Source organism: Paracoccus aminophilus JCM 7686 (genome assembly GCF_000444995.1).
Lineage (GTDB): Bacteria > Pseudomonadota > Alphaproteobacteria > Rhodobacterales > Rhodobacteraceae > Paracoccus > Paracoccus aminophilus.
On sequence record NC_022041.1, the window covers coordinates 630,608 to 652,917 of the forward strand.

Here is a 22,310-nt window from a genome sequence, read left to right on the forward strand (position 1 = left end):
CGCCATGACAGCTCGCAAGCCGGTTTCACGACCTTTGGGGTGACCTTTGGGTCAGCCCATGCGCAAGGCGCCGTCCAGCCGGATGACTTCGCCGTTGAGATAGGCGGTTTCGATGATCGTGCCGACAAGGCGGGCAAACTCGACCGGCTCGCCCATGCGGCGCGGATAGGGGATGTCGGCGGTCAGATCCTGCTGGACCGAGCCCGGCAGCCCCCGCATCGTCGGCGTGCCAAAGACGCCCGGCGCAATCGCGCAGACCCGGATGTTCTGGGCCGACAGATCGCGGGCGAGGGGCAGGGTCATGCCCGCTACAGCCGCTTTCGAGGCGGCATAGGCGACCTGGCCCTTCTGGCCCTCGTAAGCCGCGACCGAGGCGGTGTTGACGATCACGCCGCGCTCGCCGGTGTCGCGGTTCGGACGGTTCGCGGCCATCTCGGCGGCGGCAAGGCGCAGGGTGTTGAAGGTGCCGACCAGATTGACCTCGATCGTGCGGCGAAAGACCGCGAGATCATGGGCCGCGCCTTGGCTGACCGTTTTGGCGGCGGTCATAATCCCGGCGCAATTGATGCAGACATTGATCTGGCCCATCGCCGCGCGCGCGCCGCGCATCGCCGCCAGCGTGCTGTCTTCTTGCGTGACATCGGTCTCGAAAAAGGCCGCACCGATGATCTCGGCGAAATCGGCGCCGCGCGCATCACGATCAAGGATCGCGACCCGCGCTCCCGATTTGCGCAGATATTCGGCCGTGGCCGCGCCAAGGCCGGATGCGCCACCGGTGACGATGGCGCAAGTTTCGGACAATCGCATCGATTTCCCCTTGATCCGCTTTCCTGATCCGGCGGCGAACCGGCTGACGCGCAGTAAAGCCGCGCGGGCCGCGAGGTGCAACCCGATAGGGGAGCGGAAGGAATGCGCGGCCCGCAAGGCAGATCCGCGCGGTGCGCCTTGGCAGGGCGGGAGGCCTTGAGGGCAGGGCGTCAGTCGAGCAGCTTTTCCGGGCCGCCGCAGATGCTGCGGTCGGGCTGGCCGATGACTTCGGGGTCCTTGCCCTTGTAGTCGATCGCATGCAGCACCGACTGGATCGCGGCGATGCGGGCGCGGCGCTTGTCATTCGAGAGAATGACGGTCCAAGGCGCAAGCCCGGTATGGCTGCGGGTCAGCGTGTCGCGGATGGCGCGGGTGTAATCGCCCCATTTGCCAAGCCCCTGCACGTCGATCGAGCTAAGTTTCCATTGCTTGAGCGGCTCGCGCTCGCGGTCGAGGAAGCGGCGCAATTGCTCGCCGCGCCCGACCTCGAGCCAGAGCTTCACCAGCACGATCCCGTCCGAGACCAGCATATCCTCGTAATGGGGCAGCTGTCGGAAGAAGAGATCGCGCTGATGCTCGGTCGAGAAGCCGAAGACGCGCTCGATGATGCCGCGGTTATACCAGCTGCGGTCGAAGAGCACGATCTCGCCCCCCGCCGGCAGCCATTCGGTATAGCGCTGGAAATACCATTGCGTCGCCTCGCGCTCTGACGGTTTGGGCAGAGCCGCGATATAGGCGGCGCGCGGGTTGAGGTTCTCGCGCACCCGCTCGATCGTGCTGCCCTTGCCCGCCGCATCGCGGCCCTCGAAAACCACGGCAAGGCGCTTTCCGGTCGCGACGAGATCATACATCATCTTCGCGAGCTCTTGCTGGAGCACCTCCATCCGGGCGTCATAGTCCTTGGAGGACATGACCTCGCGATAGGGGTAGGACGGGTCGATGATGTCTTTCGGCCCCGCCTTCTCGATCAGCTTGCGCAGGGCTTTCGGCGCGTCTTTCTCGAAGTAATCGGTGATCTGGCCAACATAGGGCACAGCGTCGTTCTTGGGGGCCTTCTGCATCTCTATCCCTGTCCTTTCCCGATATCATTCATGTCGAATGGGGTGGTCTGGTAGATCTCGTTGATCCAGTTGCCGTAAAGCAGATGTGCATGGCTGCGCCAGCGGTTGGTCGGCGTCCGGCTTGGATCATCCTCTGGATAGTAATTCACCGGGACCTCAATCGGTTTCCCGGAACCGACATCGCGGTCATATTCGTCTTTGAGCGTCGTGCTGTCATATTCAAAATGGTTGAAGACATAGAGTGCGCGATGGCCGGCATCCTCGACCAGACAGGGTCCGGTTTGCTTCGAGGCAATCAGCGTGCTCAGCGCCGGGCGGGTGTCGATGTCGGATTGACGAACCTCGGTCCAGCGGCTGACCGGGACCAGCACATCATCGGAAAAGCCGCGCAGATAATGGCTCGCAGGGGCAAGGTTGTCGTGGCGGAAACAGCCGAAGGCCTTTTCGGTCAGCATATGTTTCGGGAGCCCGTGGAAATGCCAAGCCATCGCCATGCCTCCCCAGCAGACGCCGAAGGTCGAATGAACATGGCTTTGCGTCCATTCAAAGACGCGGGTCAGCTCTTCCCAATAGGTCACATCCTCGAAGGCCAGATGCTCGATCGGCGCGCCGGTGATGATGAGCCCGTCGAACTTTGTCCCCGCCGCCTCGACCTCGGCAAAGGTGCGGTAAAAGGCCTCCATATGATCGGCGCCGGTGTTTTTCGATTCGTGATCGGTCATGCGGATCAGTTGGAAATCCAGCTGGAGCGGCGTCGCGCCGATCAGCCGGGCGAACTGGTTTTCCGTCTGGATCTTCTTCGGCATCAGATTGAGCAGGCCGATCCGCAAGGGCCGGATATCCTGCATCGCGGCCCGCCCCGGCGACATGACCATGACGCCCTCATCCGACAGGATGCGGTAGGCGGGCAGGTCTTCATGGAGCGTGATCGGCATCAGCTTTCCTTTCGATCAATGGCTCGGGCGATCAATTGGGCAAGATCGTCTGGGGTGTGGATTTCGGCGACTTCCTCGGCCAGAAGCGTGACCCCGCGCCGCGCCATCGCCTCGTAGCGGGGCTGGCGATGGGCAAGCGCGCGGGCATAGGTCCAGCGGATGAAGTCATCGGGATTGACCTCTTCCTCGGTCAGCCCGTGTTCAAGGCGGTATTCGGTCCAGGCGCGGTCGAGGAATTCGGGCTGGTAATACATCGGCTTCGGCGCGCGGTCGAAACGGCGGACGAGCTCGGCGGTATGCGCCTCAGAGCCCCTGATCCAGACCATCAGGAGATTGCTCTCCAGCGTATCGAGCACCTGATCCCTCTCGGCCCAGGGATCGACGACCTCGCAGATCGAGCCGCCCGAATCGCAGACGAAATGCGGGATGTTGTAGATGTCGAGCGCGCGGCGGATGAAATGGGGCGTATCGAGCAGGGCCGAGATCTCGGCGCTGCGATGCTCGTTCTGGCGGCGCATATATTCGGCAAAGGGCAGGCCGCCCTTGGTCACGCTGCCGGGCTTGCCCAGATAGGTGGACAGCGGCGCGAGATTTTCAAAGGCGATGTTCGAGCCGATATAGACCGAATCCGACAACAGGAGCTCGCGCAGGAAGGGAACCTTCATCGCCTCGCGCTTGAAGTTGTCGGCGATCAGCTCGCCCATATAGCGCGTGCCGATGCGGTAATCGACCGAGTAGTGAAACCAGCTTCCCGCTCCGCGCAGCATCGTCGCGAGATAGGTCTTGCCGAGGCCAGACATGCCAAAAAACAGCACTCGCTTTTGCTGTGCCGCCAGCCAGTCCTTGCCGGTCCGGTAGATCATGCCTGCCCCCTCTGACGCGCCTTTCGAAGATCGTCAGATAGTTAGTCGCGGGGAGGGGAAAGGGAAAGGGGGCGGCGCACAGGCTGGCTTTGCATGTCTGATCTGCACGGCCCGATTGCGCCGTCCGTCTTGCACTGCGGCGCCGGGCCGGGGATGTTGGGCCATTCCGAAGGACGACCATGACCCGCATCAACTGTATCCCACCCGAAGAGCTGACTGGCCCGCATCTTGTCGCCGAATACCGCGAGCTGCCGCGCATCTTCACGCTGGTGCGTGCAGCCATCGCGCGCGGCGAGCGCCCAAGCGATCCGCGCAATCCACGCGACTATCGGCTGGGCGCGGGCCATGTCCGCTTTTTCTATCCCCGGCTTGGCTATCTGGCGCAGCGTCAGGCGGCGCTGGTGGCCGAGATGCTGCGTCGCGGCTATGCGCCGGGCTTTACCGAGACCGCGCATCTCCTCGACGGGATCGCCCCCGAATGGTGTCAGGATTGGGAGCCGACCGCCCCGGCGCAGGCGCTCAACCGCGCGCGCATTGCCGAGCGACTGGCCAAGCCGAAAGAGCCCGCGCCGTCGGCCTAGGGACTCGGGTGTCTCGGGCTCGGCGCGTGGGTGAAGGTTTCATGTGAAACTCATCCTCCGCTTGTCGCAAATGGCTTTGCTCCGGCGCCGCGCTTGCCCGAAAAGGACGTGCGATCAGAACCTTGCGTCATATTCTTGCGGGGCTTGGCGTAATTGTCCATTTCCCCAGTAGCGCGACGCCGATTTTCGCGCTATCGTTCACGACAGACCCGGAAAACGGGCAAGGCAGAGGCAGTGACGGCGGTATTTCCATGACCGAAATGGTCTTTGGGGCCACGCCCGTACGGGCAGGGGATCCCATTCTTCCGCGTTGGTGGCGCACCGTTGATCGGTGGTCACTCGCATGCGTGCTCGGGCTCTTCGCCATGGGGCTGCTTCTCGGGCTGGCCGCTTCGGTGCCGCTGGCCGAGAAAAACAACCTGCCGCAATTCTATTATGTGACGCGTCAGGCGGTCTTCGGCTTCGGCGCGCTGGTGGCGATGCTGATCGTCTCGATGATGTCGCCGCGTCAGGTCCGCCGCTGGGGCGTTCTGGGCTTTGCGGTGGCCTTCCTCGCGCTGTTCCTGCTGCCGGTGATCGGCACGGATTTCGGCAAGGGCGCGGTGCGCTGGCTGCGCCTGCCGGGCGGGCTGTCGATCCAGCCCTCGGAATTTCTCAAGCCCTGCTTCATCGCCATCTGCGCATGGTGCATCGCGGCCTCGGATGAGCTGGGCGGCCCCCCCGGTAAGATCATTTCGGCGATGATCGCGATTGTCGTGGTGATGATGCTGGCGCTGCAACCGGACTTCGGTCAGGCGACGCTGACGCTGCTCGCGTGGTGCGCAATGTATTTCATCGCTGGCGCGCCGCTGATCCTGCTCTTCAGCGTCTTTGGCATCACCATCATGGGCGGCATCTTCGCCTATGGCGCCTCCGAGCACTTCGCGCGCCGCATAGACGGCTTCCTTGCCGCCGAAGTCGATCCGCGCACCCAGATCGGCTATGCCACCAATGCGATTCAGGAAGGTGGCTTCTTCGGCGTGGGCGTCGGTGAAGGCACAGTGAAATGGTCGCTGCCCGATGCGCATACCGACTTCATCATCGCGGTCGCAGCCGAGGAATACGGCCTGATCATGGTGCTCGCGATCCTGTTTCTGTACGGAACCATCGTTGTGCGCTCGCTCAACCGCCTGCGCCGCGAGCGTGATCCGTTTGCGCGCATCGCGGGCACGGGTCTGGCCTGCGCCTTCGGGATTCAGGCGCTGATCAATATGGGCGTTGCGGTCCGGCTTTTGCCCGCAAAGGGCATGACCTTGCCTTTCGTGAGCTATGGCGGCTCCTCCGTGATCGCCTCGGGCATCGCGCTCGGGATGCTGCTCGCGCTGACGCGCTCGCGTCCGCAGGGCGAAATCGGCGACGTACTGGGTCGGGGACACTGACATGACCGCACCTTTGTGCCTGATCGCTGCCGGGGGAACCGGCGGCCATATGTTTCCCGCTCAGGCCCTGTCCGAAGAGCTGCTCAAGCGCGGCTGGCGGGTGAAGCTCTCGACCGATGAGCGCGGCGCGCGCTATGCCGGAGCCTTTCCGGCCGCCGTCCCGCGCGAGATCGTGGCCTCGGCGACGACGGCGCGCGGGGGCGCTCTGGCCAAGCTCGGCGTGCCCTTCCGCATCGCGAGCGGCGTTTTGGCGGCGCGGCGCGCGATGAAGGCCGACCGGCCCGCGGTGGTCGTGGGCTTTGGCGGCTATCCGACCATTCCCGCCATGTCGGCGGCGCTGACGCTTGGCATTCCGCGGATGATCCATGAGGCGAATGGCGTCATGGGCCGGGTCAACCGCGCCTTTGCCACCCGCGTCGATCTCGTCGCTTGCGGCATCTGGCCGACCGATCTGCCCAAAGGGGCCAAGGGCATCTACACCGGCAACCCGATCCGCGCGGCGGTCGAGGCCTATGTCGGCGCGCCCTATCAGGCGCCGCGCGCGGATACGCCGCTTCATGTGCTGGTGATCGGCGGCTCGCAGGGGGCGCGCGTGCTCTCGAAGGTCGTGCCCGAGGCGATTGCGGGCCTGCCGCCCGAGATCTGCGCCCGGCTGAGCCTGTCGCATCAGGCTCGCGCCGAGGATGCCGATGAGGTCAGCGCGACCTATCGCGCCGCCAGGATCGCGGCCGATGTTCAGCCCTTCTTTGCCGATGTCCCAGAGCGCCTTGCCGCCTGCCAATTGGTGATCTCGCGCTCGGGGGCCTCGTCCGTCGCCGATATCGCCGCGATCGGGCGCCCCTCGATCCTGATCCCCTTCGCCGCTGCCACCGGAGACCACCAGACCGCCAATTCGCGGGCTTTGGCCGAGGCGGGCGCGGCGGTGGTCTTGCCGGAATCAGTGCTTGACGTCGAAAGCCTGAGGCGCGACATCCGCGCGATCCTTTCGGATGAGGCGCGCGCCACCCAGATGGCCAGCCGTGCCTTGTCCCTTGGTCGCCCCGATGCGGCGACCCGCCTTGCAGATCTAGTAGTGGAACTGAACCGATGAATGCAGCGACGAAACTTCCCGGCGAACTCGGGGCGATCCATTTCATCGGAATCGGCGGGATCGGCATGTCGGGCATTGCCGAAGTGCTGATCACGCTTGGCTATCAGGTGCAGGGCTCGGATGCGAAACGCTCGAAGATCACAGACCGGCTCGAACAGCTGGGCGCGACGATCTTTGAAGGCCAGCGCGCGGAAAACATTGGCGAAGCCAGCGTCGTCGTGATCTCGACCGCGATCAAGAAGGGCAATCCCGAGCTGGAAGAGGCGCGCAGCCGCAAGCTGCCGGTGGTGCGCCGCGCCGAGATGCTGGCCGAGCTGATGCGGCTGAAGTCGAACGTCGCCATTGCGGGCACGCATGGCAAGACCACGACGACGACCATGGTCGCGACGCTGCTCGATGCGGGCGGCTTTGATCCGACCGTGATCAACGGCGGCGTCATCCATGCTTACGGCTCGAATGCGCGCGCCGGGGCGGGCGAATGGATGGTGGTCGAGGCCGACGAATCGGATGGCTCGTTCAACCGTTTGCCCGCGACTATCGCGATTGTGACCAATATCGACCCCGAGCATATGGAGCATTGGGGCTCGTTCGATGCCTTGCGCAAAGGCTTTCTCGATTTCGTCTCGAACATCCCCTTCTACGGTCTGGCGGTCTGCTGCACCGATCACGCCGAGGTGCAGGCTCTGGTCGGCAAGCTGACCGACCGCCGCGTCACCACCTTCGGCTTCAACGCGCAGGCCGATGTCCGCGCGATCAATCTGCATTATGAAAACGGCATCGCGCATTTCGATATCGCGTTGCAGGGCGAGGCCGGTCTCAATGACGGCGAGACCCCGGTGATCGAGGGCTGCACCCTGCCGATGCCGGGCGATCACAACGTCTCGAATGCGCTCTCGGCGGTTGCGGTGGCGCGCCATCTCGGCATGAAACGCGCCCAGATCCGCGAGGCTTTGGCGAAATTCGCCGGGGTGGGGCGCCGCTTCACCCGCGTGGGCGAGATCGACGGCGTCACCATCATCGACGATTATGGCCATCACCCGGTCGAGATCGCGGCGGTGCTGAAAGCCGCGCGGCAGGCGACCAAGGGCCGCGTTATCGCGGTGCACCAGCCCCATCGCTACACCCGGCTGTCGCATCTCTTCGAAGATTTCTGCACCTGCTTCAACGAGGCCGATGTCGTCGCGATTGCCGAGGTCTATGCGGCGGGGGAAGAGCCGATTGCCGGGGCGACCCGCGACGATCTGGTCGCTGGTCTGATCGCGCATGGCCATCGCCATGCCCGCGCCGTGCTGGACGAAGAAGATCTCGCCCGGCTGGTGCGCGAACAGGCGCGGCCCGGCGATATGGTGGTCTGCCTTGGTGCGGGCACGATTTCGACCTGGGCCAACAATCTGCCCGCGCGGCTGCAAGGGCAGGCCGCGTGACCGGGCTTGCCGCCCAGGCCTATGCGGCCGAGGCCGCCTGGCTGATGGCGGTGCTTTGGGCGATTGCCGCAAGTCTCGTGCCCTTCCTGCGCCTGCATTGGCGCCTGACCGCCTTCTGGGTCGTGGTCGGCTTTGGCGTCCCAGCCTTGGGCTGGCTGACCTTCGTTTGCGGGCCGGGGGCGGGGGGGCTGGTCTTCCTGCTCGGGCTTGGCGTTCTGGTCTGGCAGCCCTTCGCGCGCTGGCGGCGCTATAAATCCCATCAGAAAGCGGCACCGCCGCAACGGGCTGCATGAGCCAGCTGGTCGCGCCGATCGCGGTCAGCCTTGTCTTTTTCGCGCTCCAGACCGGCAGGCTGTTCGCCGCCGCGATCCGGGACGGCGACCGCCCGGTCTGGCTGACGATCCTGCTGGCCTTCGGGCTGCATCTCATCCTGCTCTGGTTTGCGGGCGCCATGGCGATGTCGGGCTATCCCGGCGTCATCCTGCTGACCGGCGTCTTTCTGGTGCTGGCCATTGGCGCCGGTCTTGGCCTGATCTTTGGCGCGCTGATCGGGCTTGTCACGCGGCGACGGGCCTAGGCGCGCCATGGATGTCCTTGTCCCCGTTCTCACGTTTCTGATCCTGCCGGGCCTCTGCCTTGGCATTGCCGCAGCTTTGCGCAATCTGGTGGGCGTGATCGTCAGCCTTGGCGCGACGGCGGCGATCTCGGTCTGGATCGTGGTGAGTTATCTGGCCGAGACCAACTATCTGCGCGGGCTGTGGCTCTGGGGGCTGATGGTGCTTTTGGGCGTCGCGGCGCTCTCGGGCCTGATTGGCTGGAGCGTCAGCCATCTGCGGGCTGGCAAAAAGGCGCGCAAAGGCCCGTGAAAGCCGGGGGAAGTGGCCTTCCAGCCTGCGCGTTTCGCTTCTGATCGCTGCGCTTGCGTGTTAGGAGCAGCCCATGACCGAGCTTGACCCAACCCCGATCCCCAGCGCCCGCGGCACTCTGAGCCAGGCGCGTTCTTTGTCCGATCTGACCTGGCTGCGCGTCGGCGGTCCGGCGGATTGGTTGTTCCAACCGGCGGATGCCGCTGATCTGGCCGCGTTTCTGGCCGCGCTCCATCACGCGCTTCCGGTCTTTCCGATTGGCGTCGGCTCGAATCTGATCGTGCGCGACGGCGGGTTGCGCGGGGTGGTCATTCGTCTGGGGCGCGGCTTCAACACGATCTCGACCGAGGGCGATCTGGTCGTCGCGGGCGCGGCGGCTCTGGATGCCCATGTCGCGCGCAAGGCCGCGGATCAGGGGCTCGACCTCACCTTCTTGCGCACGATCCCCGGTGCCATCGGCGGCGCGGTGCGGATGAATGCGGGCTGCTATGGCGCCTATGTCGCCGATCATCTGGTCTCGGCCCGCGCGATCACCCGCGACGGGCGCGCGGTCGAGCTGTCGCCGCAGGATTTCGCCTTCGCCTATCGCCATTCCGAGCTGCCCGAGGGCTGGGTGCTGACCGAAGCGACCTTCCGCGCCGAGCGCGGCGATCCCGCCGCCCTTCATGCCAAGATGGAAGAGCAGCTGGCGCGGCGCGATGCCAGCCAGCCGACCAAGGACCGCACGGCGGGCTCGACCTTCCGCAACCCGGCGGGATTCTCTTCGACCGGGCGCGCCGATGATTCCCACGAGCTCAAGGCCTGGTCGCTGATCGAGGCGGCGGGGCTGCGCGGCTATCGGCTGGGCGATGCGATGATGAGCGAGAAGCACCCGAATTTTCTGATCAACGCGGGCAATGCCACCGCCGCCGAGCTGGAGAATCTTGGCGAATTCGTGCGTCAGAAGGTGCGCGAAAGCTCGGGCCATGACCTGCAATGGGAGGTCATCCGCATCGGTGAGCCAAGCCCCGCCCGCTAGGTGAATTCGCACGAATTAGGCCTTTTGTGCCAATTGGTTTGACGCTACACTTGCCGCAAGGGCGCGGGATCGCAGACGAACTGCGGCAGATGCCCGAACGAGGACAGAACCCTGAAAATACAGGGTTGAAAGGCAAGACGTGGCGGGCGAGTCGAGCAGGACAGCCCCGACAGTCGCAGTCCTGATGGGAGGGCCCTCCGCCGAGCGCGAGGTGTCCTTGTCGTCCGGGCGGGAATGCGCCAAGGCGCTGCGGCAGGCGGGCTATGAGGTCACCGAGATTGACGCGGGCAAGGATCTGCCTGCGCGCCTGGCCGAGGTCCGGCCCGATATCTGCTTCAATGCCCTGCACGGTCGTTTTGGCGAGGATGGCTGCATTCAGGGCCTGCTCGATTGGCTGGGCTATCGCTATACCCATTCCGGCGTGCTCGCCTCGGCTTTGGCCATGGACAAGACCCGCGCGAAAGAGGCCTTTCGCGTCGCGGGCCTGCCGGTCACCGACAGCGTCATTGCCGACCGCGACGAGGTGAAGGCGCGTCACGTGATGCAGCCGCCCTATGTCGTCAAACCGAATTCCGAAGGCTCGTCGGTCGGCGTCTATATCGTCACCGATGGCGCGAATGGTCCGCCGCAGCTGTCCGACGAGATGCCCGCCCGCGTCATGGTCGAGACCTATCTGCCCGGACGCGAGCTGACCACCGCCGTCATGGGCGACCGCGCGCTTGGCGTGACCGAGATCGTCACCGACGGCTGGTATGATTATCACGCGAAATATGCGCCCGGTGGCTCGCGCCATGTCGTGCCCGCCGAGATCCCCGCCGAGATCGCCGCCGCCTGCGCAGATTACGCCATCCGCGCCCATCGCGCGCTTGGCTGCAAGGGCCTGTCGCGCACCGATTTCCGCTGGGACGAGACGCGCGGGCTCGACGGGCTGGTGCTGCTCGAGCTGAACAACCAGCCCGGTATGACGCCGACCTCGCTTGCGCCCGAGCAGGCGGCGAAAGTCGGTATCTCCTTCCCCGAGCTCTGCGACTGGATCGTCAAGGAGGCGCTATGTTCGGAATGAATTCCGATGCGAAACCCGCTTCGGGTTTCAGCGGTCAGCCGACGCCGAACCGGCGGGTGCCCTCGCGCCCGGCGCCGCAGGCTCAGGCCGCGCGCCGCGATCCGGCGCCTTCGCGTCTGGCCTATCGCCTGCACCGGCTCTGGCTCACGCCTTTCGTGCGCCGCCTGACCCATGTCGGCCTGCCGCTGTTCCTCCTGCTCGTGACTGTCGGTATCTGGATGTCGGATGAGACCCGGCGCTCGGATCTTTCGGGCTGGGTCAATGGCATGATCGAGAAGGTCCAGAACCGCGAAGAGTTCATGGTCCATGACATGCGCATCGAAGGCGCCTCGCCGGTGGTCGACAAGGGCCTGCGCGCGATGTTGCCGGTCCAGCTTCCGGCCTCGAGCTTTGATATCGACCTCGAGGCGCTGCGCGCGCGCGTGCTGAAGCTCGATGCCGTTGAATCGGTCGAGCTGCGGATCGAGCCCGGTGGCGTGCTCTCTGCCGTTGTGACCGAGCGCGTGCCGGTCGTGCTTTGGCGTCATGCCCGCGGGATCGAGCTTCTGGACAAGACCGGCCACCGCGTCGCTTCGGCGACCTCGCGCGAGGTCCGCAAGGATCTGCCGATGATCGCGGGCGAGGGGGCGGACAAAGCCGCGCCCGAGGCGCTGCTGCTTCTGGATGCGGCCGGGCCGATCCTGCCGCGGCTGCGCGGGCTGGAGCGGATTGGCGAGCGGCGCTGGGATCTGGTCCTTGACCGGGGTCAGCGCATCCTTCTGCCCGCCGAGGCGCCTTTGGCGGCGCTGGAGCGGTTGATTGCCATCGACAAGGCCGAGGATGTGCTGGGGCGTGACGTTGTTCGCGTCGATATGCGCGCCGAAGGCCGCCCGACCGTGCAGATCGGACTGACCGCGCAAAATGCGATCCATCGCGCGCGCGGCGAGCCTGAAATCGGGCCGGACGGCAAGCCGATTGACCCCGAAGAGAAAGACAAGATCGCCAAGGACGGCACCAATTCGGGCGGCGGCACCAAAGCCAAGGCTCAGGCGCCCGCAGCTTCGGCGAAGACGACCCCATCGGCGAAGGCTGCGCCTCCGGCGAAGAAGACGGCTGCAAGCGGAAAGAAACAGAACGGCTGAACGCATCGGGAAGGGAGCGGGCGGAATGAAGGAACTGTATCAGGGCCAGCGGGCAATGCGGAACATGCGCCGTCAGGCGATGCAACGTGGCGTCATCGCCGTGCTCGATATCGGCAGTTCGAAAATCGCCTGCCTCATCCTTCAATTCGACGGTCCCGGCCAGTTTCGCGAAACGGACGGCGTCGGCCCGATGGCGGGGCAGTCGAATTTCCGCGTGATCGGCGCGGCCACCACCCGCTCGCGCGGGGTGCGCTTCGGCGAGATCGAGACCATGGCCGAGACCGAACGCGCGATCCGCACCGTGGTGCAATCGGCGCAGAAGATTGCCGGGGTTCGGGTCGATCATGTGATCGCCTGCCTGTCGGGCGCGCGCCCGTCGTCTTACGGGCTTGCGGGCGAAATCATCATCAACAACGGCAAAATCTCTGAACAGGATGTCGCCATGGCGCTGGCCTCTTGCGAGGCGCCCGATTTCGGGCGCGGGCGCGAGGTGCTGCATGCCCAGCCGGTGAATTTCGCGGTCGATGGCCGTTCGGGGCTGATGGACCCGCGCGAGCAGGCGGGCACGCGTCTGGCTTGCGACATGCATGTGCTGACCATTGACGGAGATGCGGCGGGCAATCTCGTCCATTGCATCCGGCGTTGCGATCTGGAACTCGCGGGCGTGGCCTCGGCCTCTTATGTCGCGGGGCTCGCCTCGCTGGTCGAGGATGAGCAAGAGCTCGGCTCGGCCTGTATTGATCTCGGCGGTGGCGTGACCGGGGTCTCGGTCTTCATCCGCAAGCATATGATCTTTGCCGATGCCGCGCGTCTGGGCGGCGATCTCATCACCATGGACATCGCCAAGGGCCTGCGCGTGCCGATGCAGGTCGCCGAGCGCATCAAGACGCTGCATGGCGGGCTGGAGGCCACCGGCCGCGATGACCGCGAGATGATCGAGCTTGGCGGCTCGACCGGCGATTGGGAGACCGACCGGCGCACCGTGAGCCGCGCCGATCTGATCGGGATCATGCGTCCGCGCGTCGAAGAGATCCTCGAAGAGGTCCGCGCCATTCTGGACGCTTCGGGCTTCGACCATCTGCCGAGCAAGCAGATCGTTCTGACCGGTGGCGGCAGCCAGATCCCGGGGCTGGATACTCTGGCGAGCCGGATGCTCGGCCAGAATGTGCGCATCGGCCGACCTTTGCGCATTCAGGGTCTCGCCCATTCCGCGACCGCGCCGGGCTTTGCCTCAGCCATCGGGCTGGCGCTTCTGACCGCCCATCCGCAGGACGAATGGTGGGATTTCGAAATGCCTGCCGAGAGTTACCCGGCGCGCAGCCTGCGGCGCGCCTATCGCTGGTTCCGCGCCAACTGGTAGGGCCGCGAATCCGCCAGAGAGGGGTGGTGAGCCGCTGCGCCACCACATGAGGGGGAATGGGCGATATACCGCCGAATCTTCTCGTTGCTTACGCCATATTTTGTAGGGTAACTGTGTTTTTCGGGTGACGCTTCTCCTGATTGAAGGTAGGCTAATCACTGAAAACGGGGGATTCGTCCGGGCGGCCCGAAAGTCCGGCGCAACAGTTAAAGGCAGGCGAGCAATGAATCTCAATCTGATGCTGAACGACGATCAGGAACTTCGGCCGCGTATCACCGTCTTCGGCGTTGGCGGTGCGGGGGGTAACGCCGTCAACAACATGATCGAGAAAGAGCTGGAGGGCGTCGAATTCGTCGTCGCCAACACCGATGCTCAGGCGCTGCAACAGTCGCGTGCCGAACAGCGGGTTCAGCTTGGCCCGAAAGTCACCGAAGGGCTCGGTGCCGGCGCGAAACCCTCGATCGGCGCCAAAGCCGCAGAAGAGACCATTGAAGATATCGTCGATCACCTGATGGGCGCACATATGTGCTTCATCACGGCGGGCATGGGCGGCGGGACCGGCACGGGCGCCGCGCCGATCATCGCGCAGGCCGCGCGCGAAATGGGCATCCTCACCGTTGGCGTCGTGACGAAGCCCTTCCAGTTCGAAGGCTCGAAGCGGATGCGTCAAGCCGATGAAGGCATCGAGAACCTGCAGAAGGTCGTCGATACGCTGATCATCATCCCCAACCAGAACCTGTTCCGTCTCGCCAACGAAAAGACCACCTTCTCCGAAGCCTTCGCGATGGCCGATGACGTGCTCTATCAGGGCGTCAAAGGCGTGACCGACCTCATGGTTCGTCCGGGCCTCATCAACCTCGACTTCGCCGACGTGCGCGCGGTGATGGACGAGATGGGCAAAGCGATGATGGGCACCGGCGAAGCCTCGGGCGAGAATCGTGCGGTTCAGGCGGCCGAGAAAGCCATAGCGAACCCGTTGCTCGACGAAATCAGCCTGCACGGCGCCAAGGGTGTTCTTATCAACATCACCGGCGGCTACGACCTCACCCTGTTCGAGATGGACGAAGCGGCCGAGAAAATCCGCGAGAAAGTCGATCCCGAAGCCAATATCATCGTGGGCTCGACCCTCGATCCGACCCTCGACGGCGTCATCCGCGTCTCGGTCGTTGCGACCGGCATTGATGCAGCCGCCGCCGCTGCGCATGAGCAGCCCCGCCGCGGTCTGCGCGAGCCGCTGACCCAGACCCCGACGGTGGCACAGAAAGCCGCTCCGGTGATCGCAGAGGACGACGATCTGCCGCCGCCGCGTCGCAGCGCGCCGGAAGTGTCGGAAGCCCCGGCTCCACGTCAGCAGCAGGTCAGCGACTACGGCCATGAGGCTGTCAGCGAAGAGCACATGCCCGCTCCGGCCTATCAGCCGAGCCCGGCCCGCCGTCCGGCTGCCGATCCGCTGACCGGCGATGCCGCCGAATTCACCGTGCCGCGTCGCGCCGCTGCCACCCCCGGTACGCCCTCGCCCGAGGTGCTTGACCGGATGCGCCGCGCCGTGTCGCAGCACCCGTCCGAGAAAGCCGCGCAGCAGGCGCGTGCCGCAGCTCAGCAACCCGCCCCCGATGCGTCGCAATCGCAGCGCCCGGGCCGCATGGCCGGTCTTGGCCGCATGATCGAGCGCATGGCCGGTGGTCACGGCGACCAGCCGCAAAAGCCCGCCGCAAGCTCGATCGCCGAGCGTGTGAGCGAGCGTGTGGCTCATCGCCAGAAATCGGGCTTCGACGCCGGTTTCGAAGATCTGGCGAGCCCTGATCACGGCGATGACCGGGTCGAAATTCCGGCTTTCCTGCGTCGTCAGGCCAATTGATCCGATCACGAAATCGGGACTAAGTGAAAGCAAAACGGGTCGCGCTGCGGCCCGTTTTCTTTTTGAAAACAATAGGATCGGTTCTGGCTGCGGAACTCCGCTCACATTCACGGCCGATTGTTACATCGAGTCATAATTCGTTAATTGAGACCTGCAGCCATCGTGCCTAACTGGGACCATGCCAAAGGGTGAGATTCCCCCAAGGCAGGGAAAACAGAAAGATACGACGGTCCAAGATGCAAAAGACAATCGCACGCAAAGCCCAGTTTCGCGGTGTCGGTCTTCACTCCGGTGAGCCCGTTCTGCTGACGATCCTGCCTGCGCCGGTCAATCACGGCATCGTTTTCGTCCGCACCGATCTGGGGCGGGCGCGGATCCCGGCACGCTGGGATCTGGTCAAGCCGTCGCAGCTCTGCACCCTGCTGGAAAATGAGGACGGCGTCAGCGTCTCGACGGTCGAGCATGTCATGGCAGCGCTTGCCGGAACCGGGCTGACCAATGCCGTGGTCGAGATCTCGGGCCCCGAAGTGCCGATTCTCGACGGCTCCTCGGCTCCCTTCGTGCGCGGCATCGGCGACGCTGGTATCCGCGAACAGGACGCCGTGCTGCGCGCCATCCGCGTGCTGCGCCCGGTCGAGGTCCAGCATGGCGAGGGCTTCGCCCGTCTGTCCCCGGCCGACAGCCTCGAGATCAATTTCGACATCGATTTCACCGATGCCGCGATTGGGCATCAGGAAAAGCGGCTGAATATGGCCAATGGCGCTTTCGTGCGCGAGCTGATGGACAGCCGCACCTTCTGCCGCCTGCAAGATGTCGAGGCGATGCAGAAATCGGGTCTGGCGCTTGGCGGCACCTTTATGAACGCGGTTGTGATCGACGGCGACAAAGTGCTCTCGCCCGGCGGTCTGCGCCACGAGGACGAGGCCGTGCGCCACAAGATGCTGGACGCCATGGGCGATTTGGCGCTGGCCGGTGCGCCGCTTCTGGCGCGCTACACGGGCCACCGGGCCGGTCATGCGATGACCAACAAGCTTTTGCGTGCGCTTTTTGCGGCGCCGGATGCGTGGGAATGGGTCACTTTGGACAAGCGCCAGCAAAAGCGTTTGCCCGGCGCGGGCGTGATCCCGAAACTGGCCCAAATGGGCGAGCTGGCCGTCGCGTGAGCGGCGGCCTCTCCGATCATTGGCCTTGGCGGGAAAACACCGAGCCATGCGTATTTTCGCATTTTGCGCAGCCAGATTTTCTGTGCTAGGAGAACGACGCTGAGGCTTCGGCCAGCGGCGTAGTTGATGGATTCTGACAGGCGGGATGTAATGGCAGGTTTCAGAACGGCGGGTAGCTTTGTGGCAATGGCGCTCTCCGTAGGCCTGCTCACTGCCTGCTCTGGCGATCGCGGCTCGAACAAGAACGAATCGCTTGAGAACTTCACCGCTGAAGAGATCTACAAACGCGGCGAATACGAGCTTGAGAACAACACCAAGCCGAAAGAGGCCGTCCATTACTTCGGCGAGGTCGAGCGGCTTTATCCCTATTCCGACTGGGCCAAGCGCGCGTTGATCATGCAGGCCTACAGCTATCACAAGGCCCGCGAATACGAAGACGCCCGCGGCGCAGCGCAGCGCTTCATCGACACCTATCCGGGCGATGAAGATGCGGCCTATGCGAAATATCTGCTGGCGCTCAGCTATTACGACCAGATCGACGATGTCGGCCGCGATCAGGGCCTGACCTTCCAGGCGCTGAAATCGCTGCGCGAGGTGATCGAGGAATATCCCGACACCGAATATGCGCGCTCGGCGATCCTGAAATTCGATCTCGCCTTCGACCATCTTGCGGCGAAGGAAATGGAGATCGGGCGCTATTACCTCAAGCGCGGCCATTACACCGCCGCAATCAACCGCTTCCGCGTCATCGTCGAGGAATATCAGACCACGACCCAGACGCCCGAAGCGCTGATGCGTCTGGTCGAGGCCTATCTCGCCCTTGGCATGACCAATGAGGCGCAGACCGCCGGTGCGATCTTGGGCCACAACTTCCAGTCCTCGCCCTTCTATCAGGACGCCTACAAGCAATTGCAGGGGCAGGGGCTTGCACCCGAAGCCAAGGGCGACAGCTGGCTGACGAAGGTCTATCGTCAGGTCATTCAAGGGAAGTGGCTGTAAGGCGGCGCTCCGGCGCGGCCCACAGGTGGAATCATGCTGCGTTCGCTCGACATCCGCGATGTCCTTCTGATCGACCGGCTGGAACTTGAGTTCCATCCGGGTCTCAATGTGCTGACCGGGGAAACCGGCGCAGGCAAATCCATCCTGCTCGACTGTCTGGGCTTCGTGCTGGGCTGGCGCGGGCGCGCCGATCTGGTGCGCGCGGGCGCGGCTCAGGGCGAAGTCACCGCCGTGTTCGACCTGCCGCCTGGCCATCGCGCCCGCACGGTGCTGTCGGACGCGGGGATCCCCGCCGACGACGAGCTGATCCTGCGCCGGGTCAACAATGCCGATGGGCGCAAGACTGGCTGGATCAACGACCGCCGCGCCTCGGGCGAGGTCTTGCGCGCGCTCTCGGAAACCCTGGTCGAGCTGCATGGTCAGCACGATGATCGCGGCCTTCTGAACCCGCGCGGCCATCGCCTGCTGCTCGATTCCTTCGCCGGGATTGACCTTGGCGCGGCACGTCTGGCCTGGGGCGCGCGTCGCCAAGCCGCGCAGGCGCTTGAAGCCGCCGAGGCGCGTCTGGCCGCCGCCCGTTGCGAGGAAGAGTTCCTGCGTCATGCCGTGGCCGAACTCGACAAGCTTGATCCCAAACCCGGCGAAGAGGCTGAACTCGATATCCGCCGCCGCTCGATGCAGGGCGCGGAAAAGATCCGCAGCGATGTCAGCCGCGCACTGCAGGCGCTTGGCCCCGATGGGGCAGAGCGGGCGATGGTCGATGCCAGCCGCTGGCTCGACGAGGCTGCAGAGCGCGCCGAGGGCCGCCTTGAGGCGCCCTCTGCGGCGCTGCAACGTGCGCTGATCGAGCTTGGCGAGGCGGTCTCGGGCGTCGAGGCTGCGCTCGATTCGATGGATTTCGACCCGCGTGATCTCGAACTCACCGAAGAGCGGCTGTTTGCCTTGCGGGCCTTGGCGCGCAAACATGACATTCTGGCCGATGATCTCGCGGGGCTCGCTGATGAGCTGCGCCGCCGTCTCGCCGCGCTCGATCAGGGCGAGGGCGATCTGGCGCGTCTGCAAGAGGCGCTTTCGGTCGCCGAGGCGCGCTATGAGGCCGAGGCCGACAAGCTGACCGCGCTGCGCCGCAAGAACGCCAAAGAGCTCGACCGCGCCATGGCCGCCGAGCTTGCGCCGCTGAAGATGGAGCGCGCGGTTTTCGAGACCCGCGTCGAAGCCGGTGAGGCCGGGCCTGAAGGGCGCGACGCGGTGGCCTTCACCGTCGCAACCAACCCAGGCGCGCCCTCGGGGCCGCTTGACCGGATCGCCTCAGGCGGCGAGCTCTCGCGCTTCCTGCTGGCACTCAAAGTCTGTCTGGCGCGCGGCAATGACGCGCTCGTGCTGATTTTCGACGAGATCGACCGTGGCGTCGGCGGCGCGACCGCTGACGCGGTGGGCCGCCGTCTGGCCAAGCTGGCCGAAGGCGCGCAGGTTCTGGTCGTGACCCATTCGCCGCAGGTCGCGGCTCTGGGCAGCCATCATTTCCGCGTCGCGAAATCCGTGGCCAAAGGCATGACCACCTCGCGCGTGATGGCGCTCTCTGCGGAGGAGCGGGTCGAGGAAGTCGCGCGCATGTTGGCTGGCGAAGAGATCACCCCGGCGGCCAAGGAAGCCGCGAAGGCGCTGCTCGGCGTCTGATTCTGCGCGATCTTTGAGGGGCCGCGTTTTCCGGGCGTCAGTTCATCGGACCGTCCGGGACCAAGCCACGGCTCAGTCGAGAATCGCCTCGACATAGCGCAGCACCGATTGAATGCGCATGGATTCCAGATCGTAACGCACCAGACGCCCGTCGATGATGCCATATTGGCTGCCGCGTGGCGCCGCGCCGATCCCGTAAAGACCGGGCCGCGTGATCACATGGACATTCGCGGCATCGACCTTGTCGCCGATCCGAAACCCGCGCGCGCCGGAATTGGTCGCGGTGGCGCAGGGCGCTTTCGATTTGCGCATATCGGGCGGGCATTCCCCGGGGCGGAAGATCGGCGTGCGATGCCGCTCGGCCGCGCCGCTGTCGGCAAATGCAGGAGCCGTGCCCGCGACCGGGGTTTTGTGCAAGATCGCGCTCGGAGGGGCGCTCTTCGTCGGCAAGGTTTTTGCGGCGAGTTGGCTGGCACTCGCCCCGGTTTCAGCCGCGACAGTGCTATTGCCGCCAGTGACGGTCTCTGCGGAATGCGAGAAAAACGGCAAGGCCATCAGGGCGGCCGCCGCGAAAGACATCACTGGAAAACGAATTCTCATTTCAATCGACTGCCATGTGTTGCAAGGCGTTGCAGGAAGAACGGCAAGCCTGCGCGAAGGTTTCCCGCGAAAGGGCGCTCTCGGCGAAACCGTTGCGGAAATCACACACGATGGCGCTTCTCGAACCGGGGCAGCATGGCGGAAAAATCGCGTCCCCGGCCGTCCTCTTCCTCGACGAATGTGCCGTAAAGCAGGGCCGCCAGTTTGCCCATCGGCGTATCAGCATCGACTTCGCGCGCGGCTTGCTGCGAGAGCCGCAAATCCTTCAGCATCAGTTCTGCTGCAAATCCAGGGGTATAGCCGTTGTCGGCCGGCGAGGTCGGCCCGATCCCCGGGGCCGGGCAATAGCTGTTCATCGACCAGCTCGAGCCCGAGGAGGTCGAAACCACATCAAACATCTTGCCTCGATCGAGCCCCAACTTGTCGGCCAAAGCAAAGGCTTCGCAGGTCGCGATCATCGTCACGCCGAGGATCATATTATTGCAAATTTTAGCGGATTGGCCCGCCCCCGATTCGCCGCAAAGCACCCATTTCTGACCCATGATTTCGAAGAGCGGCAGCACCGCATCAAAGGCCGTCTGAGGCCCGCCGATCATAAAGGTCAGCGTCCCGGCTGCCGCTCCGGTGATCCCGCCCGAGACCGGCGCATCCAACGCTTGAAGCCCCGCAGCCTCGGCCTGAAGCGCAACCGCCCGCGCCGTGGCGACATCGACCGTCGAGCAATCGCAAAAGATCGCACCGGGTCTCATCAGCGGGATGATTTCAGCCGCGACGGCGCGCAGGATCTCGCCATTCGGCAGCATGGTGATGACGACATCGGCCTCCGTGACGGCATCGCGCGCCGTCTCGGCGCGCAGGATGGCATCGGGCATCGGCGCGACCGGGTCGAGGCCGCGCACCTGATGACCCGACCGGGCAAGATTGGCCGCCATCGGCGCGCCCATATGGCCGAGCCCGATAAATCCGATCTTCATCTCTGCTCCTCCCAGATCAGTTCCTTGGCCCCGAGCGGGGCCAGCACCGCGCGCACTTGCTCTGGCCCGGCCTCCGCGCGCCACTGCGGATTGCGGTCCTTGTCGATAATCTGGGCGCGCACGCCCTCCAGAAAATCGGTCATCGCGGTCGCGCGCGCGGTATAGCGATATTCGCGGCTAAGCGAGTCCTGCATCCGCTGATCCGCCCGCGCCGCCCGAACCATGGCCAGCGTCGCGGCCATCGACAAAGGCGAGTTCCGCCGCAGCGCCGCCAGCGCCTCAAGATCACCCGAGGCTTCAAGCGCCGCCATGATATCGGCGAGCGTCCGTCCGCCGAAAGCCGAGAGATCGCGATCGGCCAAAGGCGGATGCGGCCGCGGATGACCCTTGAGCCCGGCGACCTCTCCGCAGCTGGCCAGCCGGTCGATCAGCGCGGGCCATTCGGCCTCGGGGATATAGAAATCGGCAAAACCCGCATGGATGGCATCGCCCGCGCCCATCCGCGCGCCGGTCAGGCCAAGATATTCGCCAATCCGGCCCGGCGCCCGACCCAGAAGCCAACTGCCGCCGACATCGGGAACCAGCCCGATCCCGGTCTCGGGCATGGCCATCTGCGTGCTGTCGCCGACGACGCGATGGGCGGCATGACCGCCAACACCGACCCCGCCCCCCATGACGAATCCCTGCATGAAGGCGACGACCGGCTTCGGATAATCGGCGAGCATGGCATTCATGCGATATTCATCGGCAAAGAAGCGCTCGCCCAAAGCGTGATCGCCGACACGCCCCGCCTGATAAACCGCGGCAATATCTCCGCCTGCGCAAAAGGCGCGCGCGCCTTCGGCATCAATGATGACAAGGCGAACCTCGGGATCATCCCGCCAGCGCGTCAGTGCCTCGAGGATCGCCAGCGCCATATCATGGCTAAGCGCATTCAGCGCCTGCGGCCGAGTGAAGGTGATGCGGCCCGCATGACGGTCCTTGCGGATCGAGAGATCGTTCATCTCAGCCCCTTTCTGCCCAAAGAGCGTGGCGAAGGATCTGCCACCTGATTTCAGTCCTGTCCTCATCGATCCGCCATTGCCCAAGCTCTGCATCAGCGCTCTGCGCAATCGACTGGATCCACTTCGCTAAAGTGACGCGGAAGATCGGGGCGTGCCAGACCGAACGCTCGATTGGGCGCCAGAAGTTTCATCCTGATGGAAAAAATCAATAGCGGCGCGGCTCCGACGAGCAGTGGATTGCCGGACTCCATGTCACGATCTAAATGACGAAGCATAGGAGATCAGCCCCGCATTATCGGGAAAGACGATCGCGCCCGACCGCTTCTAGACCGCGACCCGCGACAGAGCCACGTCGCATGGCCGTGTTACTCCGGGGCCTGTGAAACGTGGCCAAAAAAGGCAAAGGGGCGTGTCCGCCCCTTTGAAGG

General features: G+C 64.8%; 22 protein-coding genes. 15 read left to right on the forward strand and 7 right to left on the reverse strand.

The genetic code is table 11. The features are described from left to right. Positions 1–51 precede the first annotated feature (51 nt). The 4 genes from JCM7686_RS03170 to JCM7686_RS03185 form a co-directional block, all read right to left on the reverse strand. Positions 52–807: an SDR family NAD(P)-dependent oxidoreductase gene (locus JCM7686_RS03170; RefSeq protein ID WP_020949423.1), complete on the reverse strand. Its 756-nt coding sequence runs from the start codon at positions 805–807 to the stop codon at positions 52–54. Positions 808–977: 170 nt separating this feature from the next. Continuing rightward, entirely contained in the window at positions 978–1,868 is an 891-nt protein-coding gene (gene ppk2, locus JCM7686_RS03175; protein ID WP_020949424.1) for a polyphosphate kinase 2, read from the reverse strand. A gap of 2 nt (positions 1,869–1,870) precedes the next feature. Next, positions 1,871–2,803 carry a homoserine O-succinyltransferase gene (locus tag JCM7686_RS03180; RefSeq protein WP_020949425.1) on the reverse strand — a complete coding sequence of 311 codons (933 nt, stop codon included), beginning with the start codon at positions 2,801–2,803 and terminating at the stop codon, positions 1,871–1,873. Continuing rightward, positions 2,803–3,666: a hypothetical protein gene (locus JCM7686_RS03185; RefSeq protein WP_020949426.1), complete on the reverse strand. Its 864-nt coding sequence runs from the start codon at positions 3,664–3,666 to the stop codon at positions 2,803–2,805. Before JCM7686_RS03185 ends, JCM7686_RS03180 begins: the two co-directional genes overlap by 1 nt. A gap of 179 nt (positions 3,667–3,845) precedes the next feature. On the opposite strand from JCM7686_RS03185, the gene JCM7686_RS03190 reads away from it, so the two are divergent. From JCM7686_RS03190 to recN, 15 genes are all read left to right on the forward strand, one after another. Further along, positions 3,846–4,247 (forward strand): pyrimidine dimer DNA glycosylase/endonuclease V, encoded by a 402-nt coding sequence (locus JCM7686_RS03190; protein ID WP_020949427.1) that lies wholly within the window; start codon positions 3,846–3,848, stop codon positions 4,245–4,247. A gap of 251 nt (positions 4,248–4,498) precedes the next feature. Further along, on the forward strand, positions 4,499–5,665 hold the full coding sequence (locus tag JCM7686_RS03195; RefSeq protein ID WP_020949428.1) for a peptidoglycan glycosyltransferase FtsW: 1,167 nt from the start codon (positions 4,499–4,501) through the stop codon (positions 5,663–5,665). 1 nt (position 5,666) lies between these two features. Further along, a complete protein-coding gene (locus JCM7686_RS03200) occupies positions 5,667–6,755 on the forward strand; it encodes a UDP-N-acetylglucosamine--N-acetylmuramyl-(pentapeptide) pyrophosphoryl-undecaprenol N-acetylglucosamine transferase (protein WP_020949429.1) in 1,089 nt (362 codons plus the stop codon). Then, on the forward strand, positions 6,752–8,179 hold the full coding sequence (gene murC, locus JCM7686_RS03205) for a UDP-N-acetylmuramate--L-alanine ligase (RefSeq protein ID WP_020949430.1): 1,428 nt from the start codon (positions 6,752–6,754) through the stop codon (positions 8,177–8,179). Before JCM7686_RS03200 ends, murC begins: the two co-directional genes overlap by 4 nt. Then, entirely contained in the window at positions 8,176–8,472 is a 297-nt protein-coding gene (locus tag JCM7686_RS03210; protein WP_020949431.1) for a DUF2484 family protein, read from the forward strand. Before murC ends, JCM7686_RS03210 begins: the two co-directional genes overlap by 4 nt. Then, entirely contained in the window at positions 8,469–8,756 is a 288-nt protein-coding gene (locus JCM7686_RS03215) for a hypothetical protein (RefSeq protein WP_020949432.1), read from the forward strand. Before JCM7686_RS03210 ends, JCM7686_RS03215 begins: the two co-directional genes overlap by 4 nt. A gap of 7 nt (positions 8,757–8,763) precedes the next feature. Next, positions 8,764–9,045 (forward strand): hypothetical protein, encoded by a 282-nt coding sequence (locus JCM7686_RS03220; RefSeq protein WP_020949433.1) that lies wholly within the window; start codon positions 8,764–8,766, stop codon positions 9,043–9,045. Between the two features lie 73 nt (positions 9,046–9,118). Next, entirely contained in the window at positions 9,119–10,063 is a 945-nt protein-coding gene (murB, locus tag JCM7686_RS03225) for a UDP-N-acetylmuramate dehydrogenase (RefSeq protein ID WP_020949434.1), read from the forward strand. Between the two features lie 139 nt (positions 10,064–10,202). After that, positions 10,203–11,126, forward strand: a complete 924-nt coding sequence (locus JCM7686_RS03230) for a D-alanine--D-alanine ligase (RefSeq protein ID WP_084621020.1) — start codon at positions 10,203–10,205, stop codon at positions 11,124–11,126. Continuing rightward, positions 11,114–12,247 carry a cell division protein FtsQ/DivIB gene (locus tag JCM7686_RS03235; RefSeq protein ID WP_020949436.1) on the forward strand — a complete coding sequence of 378 codons (1,134 nt, stop codon included), beginning with the start codon at positions 11,114–11,116 and terminating at the stop codon, positions 12,245–12,247. Before JCM7686_RS03230 ends, JCM7686_RS03235 begins: the two co-directional genes overlap by 13 nt. 25 nt (positions 12,248–12,272) lie before the next feature. Then, positions 12,273–13,607 (forward strand): cell division protein FtsA, encoded by a 1,335-nt coding sequence (gene ftsA, locus JCM7686_RS03240; RefSeq protein ID WP_020949437.1) that lies wholly within the window; start codon positions 12,273–12,275, stop codon positions 13,605–13,607. Positions 13,608–13,830: 223 nt separating this feature from the next. Further along, positions 13,831–15,465, forward strand: coding sequence for a cell division protein FtsZ (gene ftsZ / locus JCM7686_RS03245; RefSeq protein ID WP_020949438.1), 1,635 nt, complete (start codon positions 13,831–13,833; stop codon positions 15,463–15,465). A gap of 236 nt (positions 15,466–15,701) precedes the next feature. Continuing rightward, complete coding sequence (gene lpxC / locus JCM7686_RS03250) at positions 15,702–16,628, forward strand: UDP-3-O-acyl-N-acetylglucosamine deacetylase (RefSeq protein WP_041527090.1); 927 nt, start codon at positions 15,702–15,704, stop codon at positions 16,626–16,628. A gap of 150 nt (positions 16,629–16,778) precedes the next feature. Then, positions 16,779–17,627, forward strand: coding sequence for an outer membrane protein assembly factor BamD (locus tag JCM7686_RS03255; RefSeq protein WP_020949440.1), 849 nt, complete (start codon positions 16,779–16,781; stop codon positions 17,625–17,627). Positions 17,628–17,660: 33 nt separating this feature from the next. Next, entirely contained in the window at positions 17,661–19,304 is a 1,644-nt protein-coding gene (recN, locus tag JCM7686_RS03260) for a DNA repair protein RecN (protein WP_020949441.1), read from the forward strand. 72 nt (positions 19,305–19,376) lie between these two features. Here recN and JCM7686_RS23280 read toward each other — a convergent pair whose 3' ends face one another. The 3 genes from JCM7686_RS23280 to JCM7686_RS03275 form a co-directional block, all read right to left on the reverse strand. Continuing rightward, complete coding sequence (locus JCM7686_RS23280) at positions 19,377–19,904, reverse strand: hypothetical protein (RefSeq protein WP_020949442.1); 528 nt, start codon at positions 19,902–19,904, stop codon at positions 19,377–19,379. Between the two features lie 101 nt (positions 19,905–20,005). Continuing rightward, positions 20,006–20,878, reverse strand: coding sequence for a 3-hydroxyisobutyrate dehydrogenase (gene mmsB / locus JCM7686_RS03270; protein WP_020949443.1), 873 nt, complete (start codon positions 20,876–20,878; stop codon positions 20,006–20,008). Next, positions 20,875–21,882, reverse strand: a complete 1,008-nt coding sequence (locus tag JCM7686_RS03275) for an enoyl-CoA hydratase/isomerase family protein (RefSeq protein WP_020949444.1) — start codon at positions 21,880–21,882, stop codon at positions 20,875–20,877. Before JCM7686_RS03275 ends, mmsB begins: the two co-directional genes overlap by 4 nt. Between the last annotated feature and the right edge of the window lie 428 nt (positions 21,883–22,310).

Coding starts and splice junctions, on each gene's coding strand:
- JCM7686_RS03170 (WP_020949423.1), bottom strand. CDS start 807: ATGCGATTGTCCGAAACTTGCGCCATCGTCACCGGTGGCGCATCCGGC.
- ppk2 (WP_020949424.1), bottom strand. CDS start 1,868: ATGCAGAAGGCCCCCAAGAACGACGCTGTGCCCTATGTTGGCCAGATC.
- JCM7686_RS03180 (WP_020949425.1), bottom strand. CDS start 2,803: ATGCCGATCACGCTCCATGAAGACCTGCCCGCCTACCGCATCCTGTCG.
- JCM7686_RS03185 (WP_020949426.1), bottom strand. CDS start 3,666: ATGATCTACCGGACCGGCAAGGACTGGCTGGCGGCACAGCAAAAGCGA.
- JCM7686_RS03190 (WP_020949427.1), top strand. CDS start 3,846: ATGACCCGCATCAACTGTATCCCACCCGAAGAGCTGACTGGCCCGCAT.
- JCM7686_RS03195 (WP_020949428.1), top strand. CDS start 4,499: ATGACCGAAATGGTCTTTGGGGCCACGCCCGTACGGGCAGGGGATCCC.
- JCM7686_RS03200 (WP_020949429.1), top strand. CDS start 5,667: ATGACCGCACCTTTGTGCCTGATCGCTGCCGGGGGAACCGGCGGCCAT.
- murC (WP_020949430.1), top strand. CDS start 6,752: ATGAATGCAGCGACGAAACTTCCCGGCGAACTCGGGGCGATCCATTTC.
- JCM7686_RS03215 (WP_020949432.1), top strand. CDS start 8,469: ATGAGCCAGCTGGTCGCGCCGATCGCGGTCAGCCTTGTCTTTTTCGCG.
- JCM7686_RS03220 (WP_020949433.1), top strand. CDS start 8,764: ATGGATGTCCTTGTCCCCGTTCTCACGTTTCTGATCCTGCCGGGCCTC.
- murB (WP_020949434.1), top strand. CDS start 9,119: ATGACCGAGCTTGACCCAACCCCGATCCCCAGCGCCCGCGGCACTCTG.
- JCM7686_RS03235 (WP_020949436.1), top strand. CDS start 11,114: ATGTTCGGAATGAATTCCGATGCGAAACCCGCTTCGGGTTTCAGCGGT.
- ftsA (WP_020949437.1), top strand. CDS start 12,273: ATGAAGGAACTGTATCAGGGCCAGCGGGCAATGCGGAACATGCGCCGT.
- ftsZ (WP_020949438.1), top strand. CDS start 13,831: ATGAATCTCAATCTGATGCTGAACGACGATCAGGAACTTCGGCCGCGT.
- lpxC (WP_041527090.1), top strand. CDS start 15,702: ATGCAAAAGACAATCGCACGCAAAGCCCAGTTTCGCGGTGTCGGTCTT.
- JCM7686_RS03255 (WP_020949440.1), top strand. CDS start 16,779: ATGGCAGGTTTCAGAACGGCGGGTAGCTTTGTGGCAATGGCGCTCTCC.
- recN (WP_020949441.1), top strand. CDS start 17,661: ATGCTGCGTTCGCTCGACATCCGCGATGTCCTTCTGATCGACCGGCTG.
- JCM7686_RS23280 (WP_020949442.1), bottom strand. CDS start 19,904: ATGAGAATTCGTTTTCCAGTGATGTCTTTCGCGGCGGCCGCCCTGATG.
- mmsB (WP_020949443.1), bottom strand. CDS start 20,878: ATGAAGATCGGATTTATCGGGCTCGGCCATATGGGCGCGCCGATGGCG.
- JCM7686_RS03275 (WP_020949444.1), bottom strand. CDS start 21,882: ATGAACGATCTCTCGATCCGCAAGGACCGTCATGCGGGCCGCATCACC.